Source organism: Geobacillus sp. Y412MC52, from assembly GCF_000174795.2.
Taxonomy (GTDB): domain Bacteria; phylum Bacillota; class Bacilli; order Bacillales; family Anoxybacillaceae; genus Geobacillus; species Geobacillus thermoleovorans.
On sequence record NC_014915.1, the window covers coordinates 1,389,498 to 1,404,654 of the forward strand.

Annotated in this window: 9 protein-coding genes and 1 pseudogene; 9 read left to right on the forward strand and 1 reads right to left on the reverse strand. The window is 51.3% G+C overall.

All coding sequences use genetic code 11. The features are described 5' to 3' along the window. Positions 1-284: 284 nt before the first annotated feature. The 8 genes and pseudogenes from GYMC52_RS06900 to dhaM all read left to right on the forward strand — a co-directional run bounded on the left by GYMC52_RS06900 (position 285) and on the right by dhaM (position 9,354). Positions 285-1,913, forward strand: a complete 1,629-nt coding sequence (locus GYMC52_RS06900; RefSeq protein WP_013523524.1) for a PucR family transcriptional regulator — start codon at positions 285-287, stop codon at positions 1,911-1,913. Between the two features lie 284 nt (positions 1,914-2,197). Continuing rightward, the gene (locus GYMC52_RS06905) at positions 2,198-3,664 is read left to right on the forward strand and encodes a CoA-acylating methylmalonate-semialdehyde dehydrogenase (RefSeq protein ID WP_011230922.1); all 1,467 of its coding nucleotides are present in this window, start codon (positions 2,198-2,200) and stop codon (positions 3,662-3,664) included. Positions 3,665-3,693: 29 nt separating this feature from the next. Beyond that, the gene (locus GYMC52_RS06910; RefSeq protein WP_013523525.1) at positions 3,694-5,046 is read left to right on the forward strand and encodes an aspartate aminotransferase family protein; all 1,353 of its coding nucleotides are present in this window, start codon (positions 3,694-3,696) and stop codon (positions 5,044-5,046) included. Between the two features lie 422 nt (positions 5,047-5,468). Continuing rightward, positions 5,469-6,182 (forward strand): annotated as a pseudogene (locus GYMC52_RS18540) (YhdH/YhfP family quinone oxidoreductase); the annotation flags it as partial. Positions 6,183-6,248: 66 nt separating this feature from the next. Next, positions 6,249-7,235, forward strand: coding sequence for an NADPH:quinone oxidoreductase family protein (locus tag GYMC52_RS06920; RefSeq protein ID WP_041469580.1), 987 nt, complete (start codon positions 6,249-6,251; stop codon positions 7,233-7,235). A gap of 81 nt (positions 7,236-7,316) precedes the next feature. Beyond that, on the forward strand, positions 7,317-8,315 hold the full coding sequence (gene dhaK, locus GYMC52_RS06925; RefSeq protein WP_013523527.1) for a dihydroxyacetone kinase subunit DhaK: 999 nt from the start codon (positions 7,317-7,319) through the stop codon (positions 8,313-8,315). Positions 8,316-8,333: 18 nt separating this feature from the next. Beyond that, positions 8,334-8,948 carry a dihydroxyacetone kinase subunit DhaL gene (gene dhaL / locus GYMC52_RS06930; protein WP_013523528.1) on the forward strand — a complete coding sequence of 205 codons (615 nt, stop codon included), beginning with the start codon at positions 8,334-8,336 and terminating at the stop codon, positions 8,946-8,948. Between the two features lie 13 nt (positions 8,949-8,961). Further along, a complete protein-coding gene (gene dhaM / locus GYMC52_RS06935) occupies positions 8,962-9,354 on the forward strand; it encodes a dihydroxyacetone kinase phosphoryl donor subunit DhaM (RefSeq protein WP_013523529.1) in 393 nt (130 codons plus the stop codon). 69 nt (positions 9,355-9,423) lie between these two features. Here the strand turns inward: dhaM and GYMC52_RS06940 are convergent, their stop codons facing one another. After that, on the reverse strand, positions 9,424-10,332 hold the full coding sequence (locus tag GYMC52_RS06940) for a LysR family transcriptional regulator (RefSeq protein ID WP_013523530.1): 909 nt from the start codon (positions 10,330-10,332) through the stop codon (positions 9,424-9,426). 125 nt (positions 10,333-10,457) lie between these two features. On the opposite strand from GYMC52_RS06940, the gene gltB reads away from it, so the two are divergent. Further along, positions 10,458-15,017 carry a glutamate synthase large subunit gene (gene gltB, locus GYMC52_RS06945; RefSeq protein ID WP_013523531.1) on the forward strand — a complete coding sequence of 1,520 codons (4,560 nt, stop codon included), beginning with the start codon at positions 10,458-10,460 and terminating at the stop codon, positions 15,015-15,017. Positions 15,018-15,157 lie beyond the last annotated feature (140 nt).

A 15,157-nucleotide genomic window follows, 5' to 3' on the forward strand; every position in this document is an offset into this window, starting at 1 on the left:
GATAAGCGCCGGAACGAGTTCCTCTATATATCCTCCATCATTATAGAGGCAGGGCCGGCGCTTTGATTTTCATGAAACAGAGCGCGAATCGCCTAAATGAATGTCACATCTCATAACATAAAACGAGATCGATGATGTTGCTTTCTGTATAATGAAACGTAGAAGGCCATATATAGCCAAGCCGTTACATAAAAATTTGTGATAGAAGCAGGAGCGACCGTTTACGCTGCCTAATATTAAAATGGCATTGCCATGATTGGTGTAAGGGGAGTGAAACAAAGTGTATGAAGACTCCTACATTAACGGTTTCTGATATTCTAAAGCGGAAACATTTTGAACATGTTGAAGTGGTTGCAGGGCATAATGGGCTCAACCGCACTGTAAAATGGGTTCATGTTGTCGAGGTTGCGAAAATCCATCATCTGTTAAACGGAAAAGAGCTGATTTTATCTACTGGGGTAGGATGGAAGGAAAATAAGGAACTGTTTCGATCGTTTGTAGAACAGCTTATCAACTGTGACGCTTCGGGATTATGTATTGAAATCGGTATGCATACTCCTTCTGTTCCGCAAGAAGTAATCGATTTAGCGAATGCGCATCACTTTCCGATCATTCTCTTTCTCAAAGAAGTGCCTTTCGTTGAGATCACCCAAGACATCCACACTTATTTAATTAACCAACACTATGAAATCATCTCCGGACTAGAATCATATTCACAGCAATTAAACAAAAAATTACTTTCAATGGACCATTATAGTGAAATTTTAAAACTATTGCACCACTATTCGGGACATCAAGTGGTTTTTAAAATAAACGGCAGAGAGGTGGAGATATTTCCTAAATACAGCAAAACATTTAAGGAAGAACAGTTGATAGTTGACGACAACGCAGCTTCCAAGAAAAGAGTGGCCACCCAACCGATCCAATTTCTCGGGAATGAATATGCCGAGCTATCCATTGTGTCAACCGGAAAGGAAATCAGCGAATTTGATCTGCTGATTTTGGATCGTACGGCAACTGCGCTGGCACAGCATCTGCTTCGTGATTTGTATGTCGATGAAAAAAAGAGAGTAGAAGAAAATGAGTGGTTGAAAAGCTGGCTAGAGGGAGAGCATCCCATTGAAAATGTGTTTAGTTATTTGGCTGAGTATGGGGCAGAGCCAAATCCAAAAGGAGGGACAGTGCTTGTTGTCCGTTTTAAATCTTCAATGAAGCAATGCTCGAATTTAGACATGATTTATTTTAAAATGCTATGCCGGACGATTTTTGAACAACAAGGTTTTTCGACATTTCCTGTCGATTTTCACAGCAGCATCGTATTTATTATGATCAATAACAGGGAAATGAAAACATGGAAAAGTCGAATGAAAATAGGACTGAATTCTTTGCTTGAATCGGATTATATTCAAAAGAAGAAATTACCTCAATTTGTTGTCGGGGTCGGAAAATTTATCGAAAATGTTTCTCATATGGACAAAAGTTATCGGACGGCTTTAGAGACGATCAAAATTCAACATCATCTTGGCGGCAGAGCCAATAGCTGTTTTTATGAGGATTTGCATATCTATCGAATTATTTCCCTTATTCATAAATACAATGATTTGTATGAAGTTGTCATGGAATACTTAGAGCCTGTTCTTCAATACGATGAAAAATATAATGGAAACTTGTTGGAAACGTTAAAGGTATATTTGGCGTGTAACGGTTCAAAAAAAGAAACCGCACAAAGACTATTTGTCGTTAGGCAAACGCTGTATCATCGAATCCAAAAACTAGAGTCGCTTTTAGGAGAGGATTTTATGAATCCGGAAAAACGGCTCGCTATTGAGTTTATGATCAAGGCATATGAATATTTACAATCGCAAAGTATGGAAAACAAATATGTGCAGCATGATCGGTTGCGAAGATTGTAAGTAAGAAGTCTCCCCCCTGAGAAGCGAAAAGCAGAAGATGCCGTAGGCTTCTAGGGGGATTTCTTTCGTAAAAACATCCATGAGCAATTTTTTGCTCTCCACCGATATGAAAATCTCAGTCCAAGGCGCGCACATTTTCAAAATTTGGTCACATTGTGGAATAAATAGGCTAATCGCTTTTACGCTTTGTCTAGTGAAGGCAATCAAAAACTGGAGGATAATTTTGTGTAACAATACAAAATATTTAGATCATGAACAAAGATAGGAATAAGGAGGAGAATCTGATGTCCATCACCAAACCGGAAACAACGGTTCTCAAAAACTATATCGGCGGACAGTGGGTGGCATCGAGTGGCACAGAAACGCTAGAAGTCCCGAACCCGGCGACTGGGGAAGTGTTGGCGCGTGTTCCGATCTCAACCAAAGAGGATGTCGATCAAGCGGTGCAAGCAGCCAAGAAAGCGTTTGCGACGTGGAAAGATGTCCCTGTTCCCAAACGAGCGCGGATTATGTTTTCATTTCACCATTTGTTAAACCAGCATCATGAGGAATTAGCGGAGCTTGTCGTACAGGAAAATGGCAAAGCGTATAAAGAAGCGTACGGAGAAATTCAACGGGGGATTGAATGCGTGGAGTTTGCGGCCGGCGCTCCGACTTTGCTGATGGGGGAATCGCTGTCGAATATTGCGGAAGAGATTGACTCGGAAATGTTTCGTTATCCGTTGGGAGTTGTGGCAGGGATCACTCCGTTCAACTTCCCCATGATGGTGCCGCTTTGGATGTTCCCGTTGGCGATTGTGTGCGGCAATACGTTTGTATTGAAGCCATCGGAACGGACGCCCATTTTGGCCAATAAGTTAGCAGAACTGTTTACGGAGGCAGGTGCCCCTCCTGGGGTGCTCAATGTCGTTCATGGAGCGCATGAGGTGGTCAACGCCTTGATTGATCATGAGGATATTCGTGCGATTTCATTTGTCGGTTCACAGCCAGTGGCCAAGTATGTGTATGAACGGACAGCAGCGCAAGGCAAACGAGTGCAGGCGTTGTCGGGGGCGAAAAATCATCATATTGTCATGCCAGATGCGGATGTAGAGACGGCCGTACAACATGTGATCAGCTCAGCGTTTGGCAGCGCGGGCCAGCGTTGCATGGCTTGCAGTGCAGTCGTGATTGTCGGGGAAAATGAAACGTTCGTCCGTCGGTTGAAACAAAAAGCGGATGAGTTGATTATTGGGAATGGCATGGATCCGGAAGTGTTATTAACCCCGGTCATTCGGCAGTCTCACCGTGAAAAGGTGCTAGGCTACATTCAGAAGGGGATTGAAGAGGGCGCGGTATTGCTGCGCGATGGGCGAAAGGAAATGGATGATAGACCCGAAGGCAATTTTTTAGGTCCCACGATTTTTGATTATGTCACCCCGGATATGACGATCGCGAAAGAAGAGATCTTCGCACCTGTATTAAGTTTGCTGAGGGCCAATGATTTAGATGAAGCGCTCAGCTATATTCGGAAGTCTCGATATGGGAACGGGGCGACGATTTATACAAAGGATGCGAAGGCCGTCCGGAAATTCCGTGAAGAGGCCGATGCGGGGATGTTGGGCATTAACGTCGGCGTGCCGGCGACGATGGCGTTTTTCCCGTTCTCTGGCTGGAAAGATTCGTTTTACGGCGATCTTCATGTGAATGGAAAAGATGGCGTGAATTTTTACACGCGCAAAAAGATGATTACTTCCCGGTTTGATTTTTAACCTGTGTTGGGTGAAAGGGGCAGAGAATCATGCAAACTGAACAAACCCACCAACTGTGGCTCGACAAAGATGACCGATATATCTGGCATTCGATGAAGCCATATAACCCACAAGCAACGCTGATTGCCGCCGAAGCGAAAGGCTGCTGGGTGACGGATGCAGCTGGCCATCAGTATTTGGATGCGATGGCCGGGCTCTGGTGCGTCAACGTCGGCTACGGGCGCGAGGAACTTGCCGAAGCGGCGTATGAGCAGCTGAAGACGCTGGCGTATTTCCCGTTGACGCAAAGCCACTTGTCGGCGATTCAGCTCGGGGAAAAGCTCAACGAACTGTTAGGCGATGAGTATGTGATTTTCTTTTCCAACAGCGGGTCGGAAGCGAACGAAACGGCGTTTAAAATCGCCCGCCAATACCATCAGCAGCGTGGGGAGCATCATCGGTACAAAATCATTTCTCGCTACCGGGCGTACCATGGGAATTCCATGGGGGCGCTCTCAGCCACCGGACAGGCGCAGCGGAAATACAAATACGAACCGCTCGCCCCAGGTTTCATCCACGTGCCGCCGCCGGATGTGTACCGAGACCCGGATGCGGCGGACGATCCGCGCCGACTGCGGGCGGTAAAGGCCATTGATGATGTCATGACGTGGGAGTTGAGCGAAACGATTGCGGCCGTCATTATGGAGCCGATCATCACCGGGGGCGGTGTGCTCATTCCTCCGGACGGGTATATGAAAGCGGTCAAAGAAGTGTGTGAAAAACACGGGGCTTTGCTTATTGTCGATGAAGTCATCTGCGGCTTCGGCCGGACGGGAAAAGCGTTTGGATTTCAACACTACGGCGTCAAGCCGGACATCATCACAATGGCGAAAGGCATTACGAGCGCGTATTTGCCGTTGGCGGCCACCGCTGTTCGCAAGGATATTTATGACGCGTTCAAAGGAACAGGCGAATACGACTATTTCCGCCATGTCAATACATTTGGCGGCCACCCGGCTGCTTGTGCGGTGGCGCTGAAAAACATCGAGATTATGGAGGAAGAGCGGCTGTTTGACCGCTCGCGCGAGGCAGGGGAATGGCTGCTTGATGAGCTAAAAACGAACTTGGCCGACCACCCGTATGTCGGCGATGTGCGCGGCAAAGGGCTGCTTGTGGGCATTGAGCTTGTTGCTGACAAGGCGACGAAAGAGCCTCTTGATGTGTCGCTTGTCAATCAAGTGATCCATCGATGCAAAGAAAACGGCCTCATCATTGGCAAAAACGGAACGACAGTCGCCGGATACAACAACGTACTCACGCTGTCGCCGCCGCTTTGCATCACGGATGATGAACTTTCGTTTGTGGTGCGTGTCTTAACCGGGGCGCTAGCGGCCGTTCAATAAAACGAAAAACGTCAGCTGGATCAACGGCTGACGTTTTGTTTGCTTTCGGAAAAACATAGAAGCAGGCGGCTGCCGCTAGGGCGGAATGTTCTCCCCCCTATGCGCTTGTACATCGAGATTGGAGATTCTTAGGAGCGCCTCCCCGATCATCAATTTCTGTGTGTTTGACGAAAGAGGATGAGGTACGGCGAACGAGAGCTATTTTACAGACCCGCGAGCGAGAAAGGGGGGTGTCCCAAAAGGATCGGGACACCCTCTTTCGTCTCTATATATACGCACTGACTGCTTTTTTCGCACTATATTTTGTGTCTATCCTGAAGGCAGACAGCCTTTTGGGTCAGCCCCATGAAAGCGAGCCGTTTTCTTATATGGAATGATTATGAAAAAACGGTATCAAGTAATCGTCGCAAGGAGGTGAATCCATGCCGACGATCACACTAAGGCTGGAACTGCACAAACCAACGAAAGTCAAACAAGACATGTACGAACGGATGACAGAAGTGAATACCGCCTTTGCGAATTGGCTGTTGAATCATCCAGAACTGAATCAAGCGACGAGCAAACGATTTAAAGAGTTTTCGTCGCAGCGGTTTCCTTCCGCTGTCGTCAATCAGACGATTCGAGAAGTGAAGTCTCAAAGGAAACATCAGAAGGCAAAAAGGTTTAAAACATTATGGTGTTGCTTCAACAATCAAAATTGGAACGTCGAGCGAAAGGGAGAGTTCTATACGGTTTCATTCCCAACATTAGAGAAGCGAGTCGGCGTGCCGGTGGTCACGCGTTCCTATCAAGAAGCGTGGCTGAATCGGCTGATCAATGGAACCGCCAAACAAGGGGCGGCCAAGCTCTACAAAAAGAGAAAGAAATGGTACTTGGCGATCACCATCACCTTTGAAGTGGAGCCGCGACACGAAACAAAGGTGATGGGGGTTGACCTTGGGCTTCGCTATATCGCTGTTGCCAGCGTAGGAACGAAATCGTTGTTTTTCAAAGGGAGCCAATGCGCCTTCATTCGCCGACGATATGCGGCTTTGCGGCGAACGTTGGGCAAAGCCAAGAAGCTCCATATGATTCGTAAAATCGGCCGTAAAGAGTCCCGCTGGATGAAGGATCGAAACCATAAAATCAGCCATCAAAAGGAATCCGGCGTTTGTTTGTCGAATGACATGAGGGAAGAATGCATGGAGAAAGGGAGAGGAATGATGTCCGCATTTCAAGCGTTTGTTGTCAACAAAACCGAAACAGAATTTACCGCCGGTGTGCAGACGATGTCCATGGATGATTTGCCGGAAGGCGACGTTCTTGTCCGCGTCCATTATTCGAGCGTCAACTACAAAGACGGATTGGCGTCCATTCCGGACGGCAAAATTGTGAAAACGTATCCGTTCGTGCCCGGGATTGATTTGGCTGGGGTCGTTGTCTCCTCAAACGATGCGCGGTTTCGCGAAGGGGATGAGGTGATTGCGACCGGCTATGAAATTGGCGTCACCCATTTTGGCGGCTACAGCGAGTACGCCCGGCTGCATGGCGATTGGCTCGTGCCGCTGCCGAAAGGGTTGACGTTGAAAGAAGCGATGGCGATCGGGACGGCTGGGTTCACGGCGGCGTTGTCCATCCACCGGCTTGAGGAGCACGGGCTGACCCCGGAGCACGGGCCGGTGCTCGTCACGGGGGCGACGGGCGGCGTCGGGAGTCTGGCCGTGTCGATGCTCGCGAAGCGCGGCTACACGGTGGAAGCGAGCACAGGCAAAGCGGCGGAGCACGATTATTTGCGCGTTTTAGGGGCGAAAGAAGTGTTGACGCGAGAGGACGTCACGGCTGAGCGCATTCGTCCGCTTGATAAGCAGCGCTGGGCAGCGGCAGTCGATCCGGTCGGCGGCCGGACGCTGGCCACGGTGTTAAGCCGCATCCGCTACGGCGGAGCCGTGGCGGTGAGCGGACTGACCGGAGGGGCGGAAGTGCCGACGACGGTCCATCCGTTTATTTTGCGCGGCGTCAGTTTGCTTGGCATTGATTCCGTCTATTGTCCAATGGATTTGCGTTTGCGCATTTGGGAACGGCTCGCTGGCGACTTAAAACCGGATTTGGAGCGGATTGCTCAAGAGATTTCGCTCGCTGAATTGCCGCAAGCGCTTAAGCGCATTTTGCGCGGCGAACTGCGCGGCCGGACGGTTGTACGGCTGGCCTGATCGGGAGAAATCGCGATTTTTTCTGCCAAATATTAGGCTGGAATTCCTTTTTATGATTCTTGATCAAAGGGGAGAGGAATCTTGAAAAAATTGATCAATGATCCGCAGCGCGTAGTGGATGATATGTTGGAAGGATTTGTGGCCGCCCATTCTCGGCGAGTGAGACGAATTCCGGGGACGAATGTGATTGTCCGGAAGGATGCCCCGGTGAAAGGGAAAGTTGGGATTGTGAGTGGCGGCGGAAGCGGCCATGAGCCGGCACACGCTGGGTATGTCGGAAAGGGAATGCTGGATGCAGCTGTTTGCGGAGAAGTGTTTACGTCGCCGACGCCAGACCAAATTTTGGCCGCTATTCAAGCCGTAGATAGTGGGAATGGGGTATTGCTAATCATCAAAAATTATACCGGTGATGTGATGAATTTTGAAATGGCAGCCGAATTGGCTGAGGCCGAGGGAATCCGGGTCGCCAAAGTGATTGTGAATGACGACGTGGCGGTCGAAGACAGCACGTTTACGACAGGACGTCGTGGGATAGCGGGAACGGTGTTTGTCCATAAAATTGCTGGAGCATTGGCAGAACGCGGAGCTTCGCTCGAAGAAGTGGAAGCAGCAGCGAAAAAAGCCATTCAAGGCGTCCGTTCCATGGGGGTGGCGCTCAACCCTTGCATTGTGCCGGCTGCCGGAACGCCAGGGTTTGCGTTGGGTGAGAATGAGATGGAAGTCGGAATCGGCATTCATGGGGAGCCGGGAATTGAGAAAGTCACTGTTCAGCCAGCAGAGAACATTGCAGACGGATTGCTTGTCCGCATTGTTGAAGATATGAAACTCAATCAAGGAGATCAAGTGGCGGTCATGATCAATGGACTCGGAGCTACGCCATTGATGGAGCTGTATATTGTTCATAAACGTGTTGCTGAGTGGCTAGCAGAAAAGCAGATTCACATTCATGAGACGTTTGTCGGGGAGTATATGACATCATTGGAGATGGCGGGGTGCTCCATATCGCTGTTGAAGCTCGATGACGAGATGATCGACTTGCTTCGTTCGCCGGCTGACGCAGCAGCCTTTAAAACATGCTGAGCGGAAGGAGAGCAGAAGATGAAATTAGGCATTGAGCAAGCGAAAGCATGGATTGATCGAACGAATGAACTTTTTCAGCAACAGAAACAGTATTTAACTGAGTTGGATCAAGCCATCGGCGACGGCGACCACGGATTGAATATGGCACGTGGGTTTCAAGAAGCGGTGGATAAGATTTCTTCCAATCGCTATGAAGATGTCGGAACATTGTTGAAAGATGTGGCAATGACTTTGATTGCCAAAGTGGGGGGAGCTTCAGGGCCGTTATATGGGACGGCTTTTTTAAAAATGTCGCAAGCTCTTGCTGGTAGACAAGAAGTGAATGATCAAGAATGGATTGCAGCATTAGGAGAAGCATTGGCTGGACTGAAAGCGCGCGGAAAGGCGCAGGTCGGTGAAAAGACAATGATTGATGTGTGGGAGCCAGTCGTGATGTTTTTGCAAGAAAAAGGACGGTTGATTGCTGGAGAGGCAGCACAATTGGCAAAACAAAAAATGGAAGAAACGAAAACATTGGAAGCGAAAAAGGGGCGTGCCGCCTATTTAGGGAAACGTTCGATCGGCCATATTGATCCTGGTTCAGCGTCTAGCTACTTATTGTTTGTTGCCTTAGCAAAGGTTGTTGAGCCATAAGGAGGGCTTATGGATGAACTATGTCAGTCTTGTTTTAGTTTCCCATAGTGAAGAAATCGCCAAAGGATTAAAGAAGCTGCTTAAGCAAATAGCTCCAGACGTGCGCATTGCTGCAGCGGGAGGCAGCGATGGCGAAATCGGAACGAATGCCCTTCATATACAGGAGGCGATCGAATCAGTTTATTCCGAAAAAGGGACCGTTGTTTTGTTCGACCTTGGAAGCGCTCTGCTAAACGCCGAATTGGCTCTTGAGATGGCAGACAGAAAAGAGCGGGTCCGAATCGCCGATGCTCCCTTGGTGGAAGGGGCGTATATCGCCGCTGTTGAGGCGGGGCTAGGAAAACCATTGGAAGAGGTCGTACAGGCTTGCGAAGCGGCGAAAGAAATGGTCAAAATTGCAAAATAAAGAACGCTCTCATCTTGTTTAGAGGGAAGGGGGAAGAGATGTCTCCCCTTCTTTTTTCTTTGGTGCTTCTTACCTGAGCTGATACCGCTCCAGCTCGGAGAAAAAGTCTTTCACAAACCGGTAAAACACTTTCACCGACGGGGCGAGCTCGTGATGGTCGGAGACGATGATGCCGACATTTCGCTTCACTTGCGGCATTTCAATCGGCACTTTGGCGGCGTAGCGAAGCAAGCTTTCCGACAGGGCGCTCTCCGGCAAGAGGGTCACGCCGATGCCGGCGGAGACAAGCCCTTTAATGGCATCGAGATCTTCGCCTTCCGATGAAATGTTGGGCGAAAATCCGGCTTGGTGGCAAGCATCAATGACGATTTGATGCAAAATGTATCCCTTTGGAAACGTAACAAACGGGTCGTGGCGCAGTTCGTTTAACACGATCCGGTCGCGGCGAGCGAGCGGATGGCTGTTCGGCAGGAGGGCCGCAAACGGTTCAGAAAATAAAATTTCTCCTTTGATGCCGATTTCGCGTGCGGGAATCGGTCCAAGAAAGGCCAAGTCAATTTCCCGTTTTTTCACCGCTTCGATTAAATAATAGTACGACCCTTGGCGGAGATGGAACGAGACGTTTGGGTGTTCCGCTTTAAAGGCGGAGATGACCATGGGCATCATGTGGCTTGCCAGGCTTGTCGGAAACCCGATTTTAATCGTCCCGCGCTCCGGGTCTAAATATTCTTCGATTTGTTGCTTTGCATCATCGACCGCCTTCAACACCGCTTCGGCGTGCGGCAAAAAATGGCGGCCGATGGGGGTGAGCTTCACGTTCCGCCCTTCCCGTTCAAAAAGCTGCACGCCAAGCTCCGCTTCTAAGTTTGCGATTTGCCGGCTGATCGCCGACTGCGCGACATGGAGGGCATCGGCGGCTTCGGAGACGTGTTCGCGCCGGGCGACTTCCACGAAATATTGCAGTTGCCGCAGCTCCATTTTTCTCCCTCCTTTTGATTGATCGCAAAATGAGATGGATTTTATCTAAATTATATATTGTTTATATTAATTTTGAAAACTACAATGAATATTACAGACAATTCGGAACGGGAGGGGAAGGCAGCATGAAACACTACGGATTACCGGAAGCGCAAGGGTTATATCGCCCGGAATTTGAACATGATGCATGCGGGATCGGGTTTTATGCGCATTTGAAAGGAAAGCCGTCGCACGACATTATCAAAAAGGCACTTCATATGCTTCGCCAGCTTGAACACCGCGGCGGACAAGGGAGCGATCCGGAAACGGGCGATGGCGCGGGCATTATGACGCAAATTCCGCATGAGTATTTTCAAGCGGTGTGCGGCGGGATGAACTTGCCGGAAAAAGGGCGCTACGGGGTCGGGATGTTCTTTTTGCCGGAAGAGGAAGCGAAACGGGCGTACTATGAATCGATGTTCAATGAGATCGTCGCTCAAGAAGGGCAACGGCTGCTCGGATGGCGGACAGTTCCGGTCGATCGTGAAAAGCTTGGCAAACTGGCGCGGCAAAGCCAGCCGTTCATCCGCCAAGTGTTTGTCGCGGCAAGTGATGACGTGGCTGATGAGTTGGCGTTTGAACGGAAGCTGTATGTGATCCGCAAACAATTCGAAAAATGTGTGGAAAACAACGAGTGCTATGTAGCGAGCTTCTCGAGCCGGACGATCGTTTATAAAGGGCTGCTCACGCCGGAACAAATCGATGCGTTTTATTTGGATTTGCAAGATGAACGGTTCCGTTCGGCGTTTGCCCTCGTGCACTCGCGCTTCAGCACGAACACGTTCCCGAGCTGGGAGCGGGCCCATCCGAACCGCTATTTGATCCATAACGGCGAGATCAACACGCTGCGCGGCAATGTCAACTGGATGACGGCGCGCGAGAAGCAATTTGTGTCGGAAGCGTTCGGCGCGGATTTGGAAAAAGTCGTGCCGATTTTGGATACGAACGGCAGCGACTCGTCGATTTTGGACAATGCGTTCGAATTTTTCGTTCTTGCTGGCCGGAAGCCGGCCCATGTCGCGATGATGCTCATTCCGGAACCGTGGTTTTGGGATGAGCAGATGGACGGGGCGAAAAAGGCGTTTTACGAGTACCATAGCTGTCTCATGGAGCCGTGGGATGGACCGACGGCGATTTCGTTCACCGACGGCAAGCAAATCGGCGCCATTTTGGACCGGAACGGCTTGCGTCCGGCCCGCTATTACGTCACCAAAGACGACTACATTATTTTCTCATCCGAAGTCGGCGTCATTGATGTCGACCCGAACAACATTTTATATAAGGAACGGCTGAGCCCGGGGAAAATGCTTTTGGTTGACCTCGAGCAAGGGCGCATCATCTCCGACCAGGAAATCAAGGAAGAAATGGCTCATGAAAAGCCATATCGCCAATGGATCAACGAGCAAATGATCACGCTTGGCGATCTGGAAATTCCGGAGGACGTCGAAGCGCCAAAGCAGCTTGTCAAGCTGCAAAAAGCGTTCGGCTACACGTTTGAAGATGTGGAAAAAACGATTTTGCCGATGGCGGCGGAAGGAAAAGATCCGACCGGCGCCATGGGCATGGACGCGCCGCTTGCCGTGCTGTCGGAGCGGCCGCAAAGTTTGTTCAACTACTTCAAGCAGCTGTTCGCCCAAGTGACAAATCCGCCGATTGATGCGATCCGCGAATATGTCGTCACCTCGACGATGACGTTGCTTGGCAAAGAAGGGAACATTTTGCATCCGGACGCCAAAGCGGCGCGGCGCATCCGCTTGGAAACTCCGCTATTGACGAACGAAGAGCTCGCAGCGTTAAAAGCCAATCCGTACCCGGAATTTGCGTGCGCGGTGCTGCCGACGCTGTTTACTGATGATTTGAAACAGGCGCTTGATGAGCTGTTTGCCAAAGCGGATGAAGCGATCGAAAACGGGGCGGCGCTTCTTGTGCTGTCCGACCGCGGCGTTGATGAAACACATGTCGCCATTCCGGTTTTGTTGGCGACAAGCGGGCTTCACCAGCATCTTGTCCGCAAAGGGACGCGCACGAACGTCAGCCTGCTTGTAGAAAGCGGTGAAGCGCGTGAAGTGCATCATTTTGCGGCGCTCATCGGCTACGGGGCGGACGCCATCAACCCGTACTTGGCGCTGGAGACGATCCGCCAAGCGTCAGAAAACGGCACGATCGCCTTGTCTTACCGTGAAGCGGTGAAAACATATATCAAGGCGGCTGTTGACGGTGTCGTCAAAGTGATGTCGAAAATGGGCATTTCGACGGTGCAAAGCTACCGCGGCGCACAAATTTTTGAGGCCGTCGGCATCGGCAACGATGTCATTGATGAATACTTTACCGGCACGGCATCGCAAATTGGCGGCATCGGGCTTGCGGAAATCGCCAAAGAAGCGAAAATGCGCCATGAGTCCGCATTTGACGCACGGTACGAAGACGATGTGCTGGATACGGGCAGCGAGCTGCAATGGCGCCGCAACGGCGAACATCACGCGTTCAACCCGAAGACGATCCATTTGTTGCAGTGGGCGTGCCGGAAAAACGATTACAACCTCTATAAACAATATTCGAAACTGGCCAATGAAGAGCAGTTGACGTTCTTGCGCAATTTGTTCGATTTCGATTCGAGCCGGCAGCCGGTGCCGATTGAGGAAGTCGAACCGGTCGAGTCGATCGTCCGCCGCTTTAAAACAGGGGCCATGTCGTTCGGTTCGATCAGCCAGGAAGCCCATGAGGCGCTGGCGATCGCTATGAACCGGATCGGCGGAAAAAGCAACAGCGGCGAGGGCGGCGAAGACCCGGCCCGCTATGTGAAAGATGAAAACGGCGACTGGCGCCGCAGCGCGATCAAACAAGTGGCATCCGGACGTTTTGGCGTAAAAAGCCATTATTTGGTCAATGCCGATGAATTGCAAATCAAAATGGCCCAAGGAGCAAAACCGGGTGAAGGCGGCCAGCTTCCGGCCAACAAAGTGTATCCGTGGGTCGGCAAAGTGCGCGGCTCAACGCCAGGGGTGGAGCTCATCTCTCCGCCGCCGCACCATGACATTTACTCGATTGAAGATTTGGCCCAACTCATTTATGATTTGAAAAACGCCAACAAAGATGCGCGCATCAGCGTGAAGCTCGTCGCCAAAGCCGGCGTTGGCACGATCGCCGCTGGCGTGGCGAAAGGGAACGCCGATGTCATTGTCATCAGCGGCTATGACGGCGGCACGGGCGCTTCGCCGAAAACGAGCATTAAGCACGCCGGCCTGCCGTGGGAGCTTGGATTGGCGGAAACGCACCAGACGCTCATGCTCAATGGGTTGCGCGACCGCGTCGTTCTAGAAACCGACGGCAAACTGATGACCGGCCGTGATGTCGTGATGGCGGCGCTGTTTGGCGCCGAAGAGTTCGGGTTTGCGACCGCCCCGCTCGTTGTTTTAGGCTGTGTCATGATGCGCGTCTGCCATTTGGATACATGCCCGGTCGGCGTGGCGACGCAAAATCCGGAACTGCGCAAAAAATTCACCGGGAAGCCAGAACATGTCGTCAACTTTATGTACTTTGTCGCTCAAGAAGTGCGGGAAATTATGGCGGAGCTCGGCTTCCGCACGATCGACGAAATGGTCGGCCGCGTCGATGTCTTGAAGGTAAGCGAGCGGGCGAAAGCGCATTGGAAAGCGAAACATCTCGATCTGTCGCGTCTTCTGTATCAAGTCGATGGACCGCGCACTTGCATCAAAGGGCAAAACCATCGAATGGAAGAGACGCTTGATCATACAGAAATTTTGCCGGCGGTGCAGCCAGCGCTTGAGCGGCAGGAGCCGGTCGAACTTCACCTCGCCATCCGCAACGTCCACCGCACGGTCGGGGCGATGACGGGAAGCGAAATCTCGAAGCGCTACGGCGAGGAAGGACTGCCGGACGACACGATCCGCCTCCACTTCACGGGATCGGCCGGGCAAAGTTTTGCGGCGTTTGTGCCGAAAGGGATGACGCTCGAGCTCGTCGGCGACGCGAACGACTACGTCGGCAAAGGGCTTTCCGGCGGCAAAGTGATCGTCCGTCCGCCGCATGAGGCGCCGTTTGCCGCAGCGGACAATGTCATTATCGGCAACGTCGCTTTCTACGGGGCGACGAGCGGCGAGGCGTACATTCGCGGCCGCGCCGGGGAGCGGTTCTGTGTGCGCAACAGCGGCGTTCATGCCGTTGTTGAGGGAGTCGGCGATCACGGGTGTGAATATATGACCGGCGGCCGCGTCGTCATCCTCGGTTCGGTTGGCAAAAACTTCGCCGCTGGCATGTCCGGGGGCATCGCTTACGTTCTCGCTGACGAAGACAGCTGGCAGCAAACCGCCAACCTTGAGCTCGTCTCGTTTGAGCGGCTCGAAGACGAGGAAGAAATTCGCGACGTGCGTCGGATGATCGAAAACCATTACCGCTATACGGGAAGCCCGCGGGCGGCGTTAGTGCTCGAAGAGTGGGATGCGTATGTCCGCCGGTTTGTCAAAGTCATTCCGCGCAACTATAAACTGATGATGGAAACGATTCAAACGCTCGAGCAATCTGGGTTTTCACATGAAGAAGCCGTCATGGCGGCGTTTGAAACGGTGGCGAAACGGAAAAAAGCGGCTGCCGTCGGTGTCCATGTGTTGCAAGCGGCCGCGAAATAAGGTCTTCCTTTCGGGCGGCTGTGGCATGGCGGCGCCGCTTTGGCCCCGCGGCCGCGCGGGGCTCGCTTTTTAACTGGCCTAACAGGCGGGAAGGCCGCATCGGGGAGAAGAGAGGACGTGTACGGAAAGAAGGAGGGGAA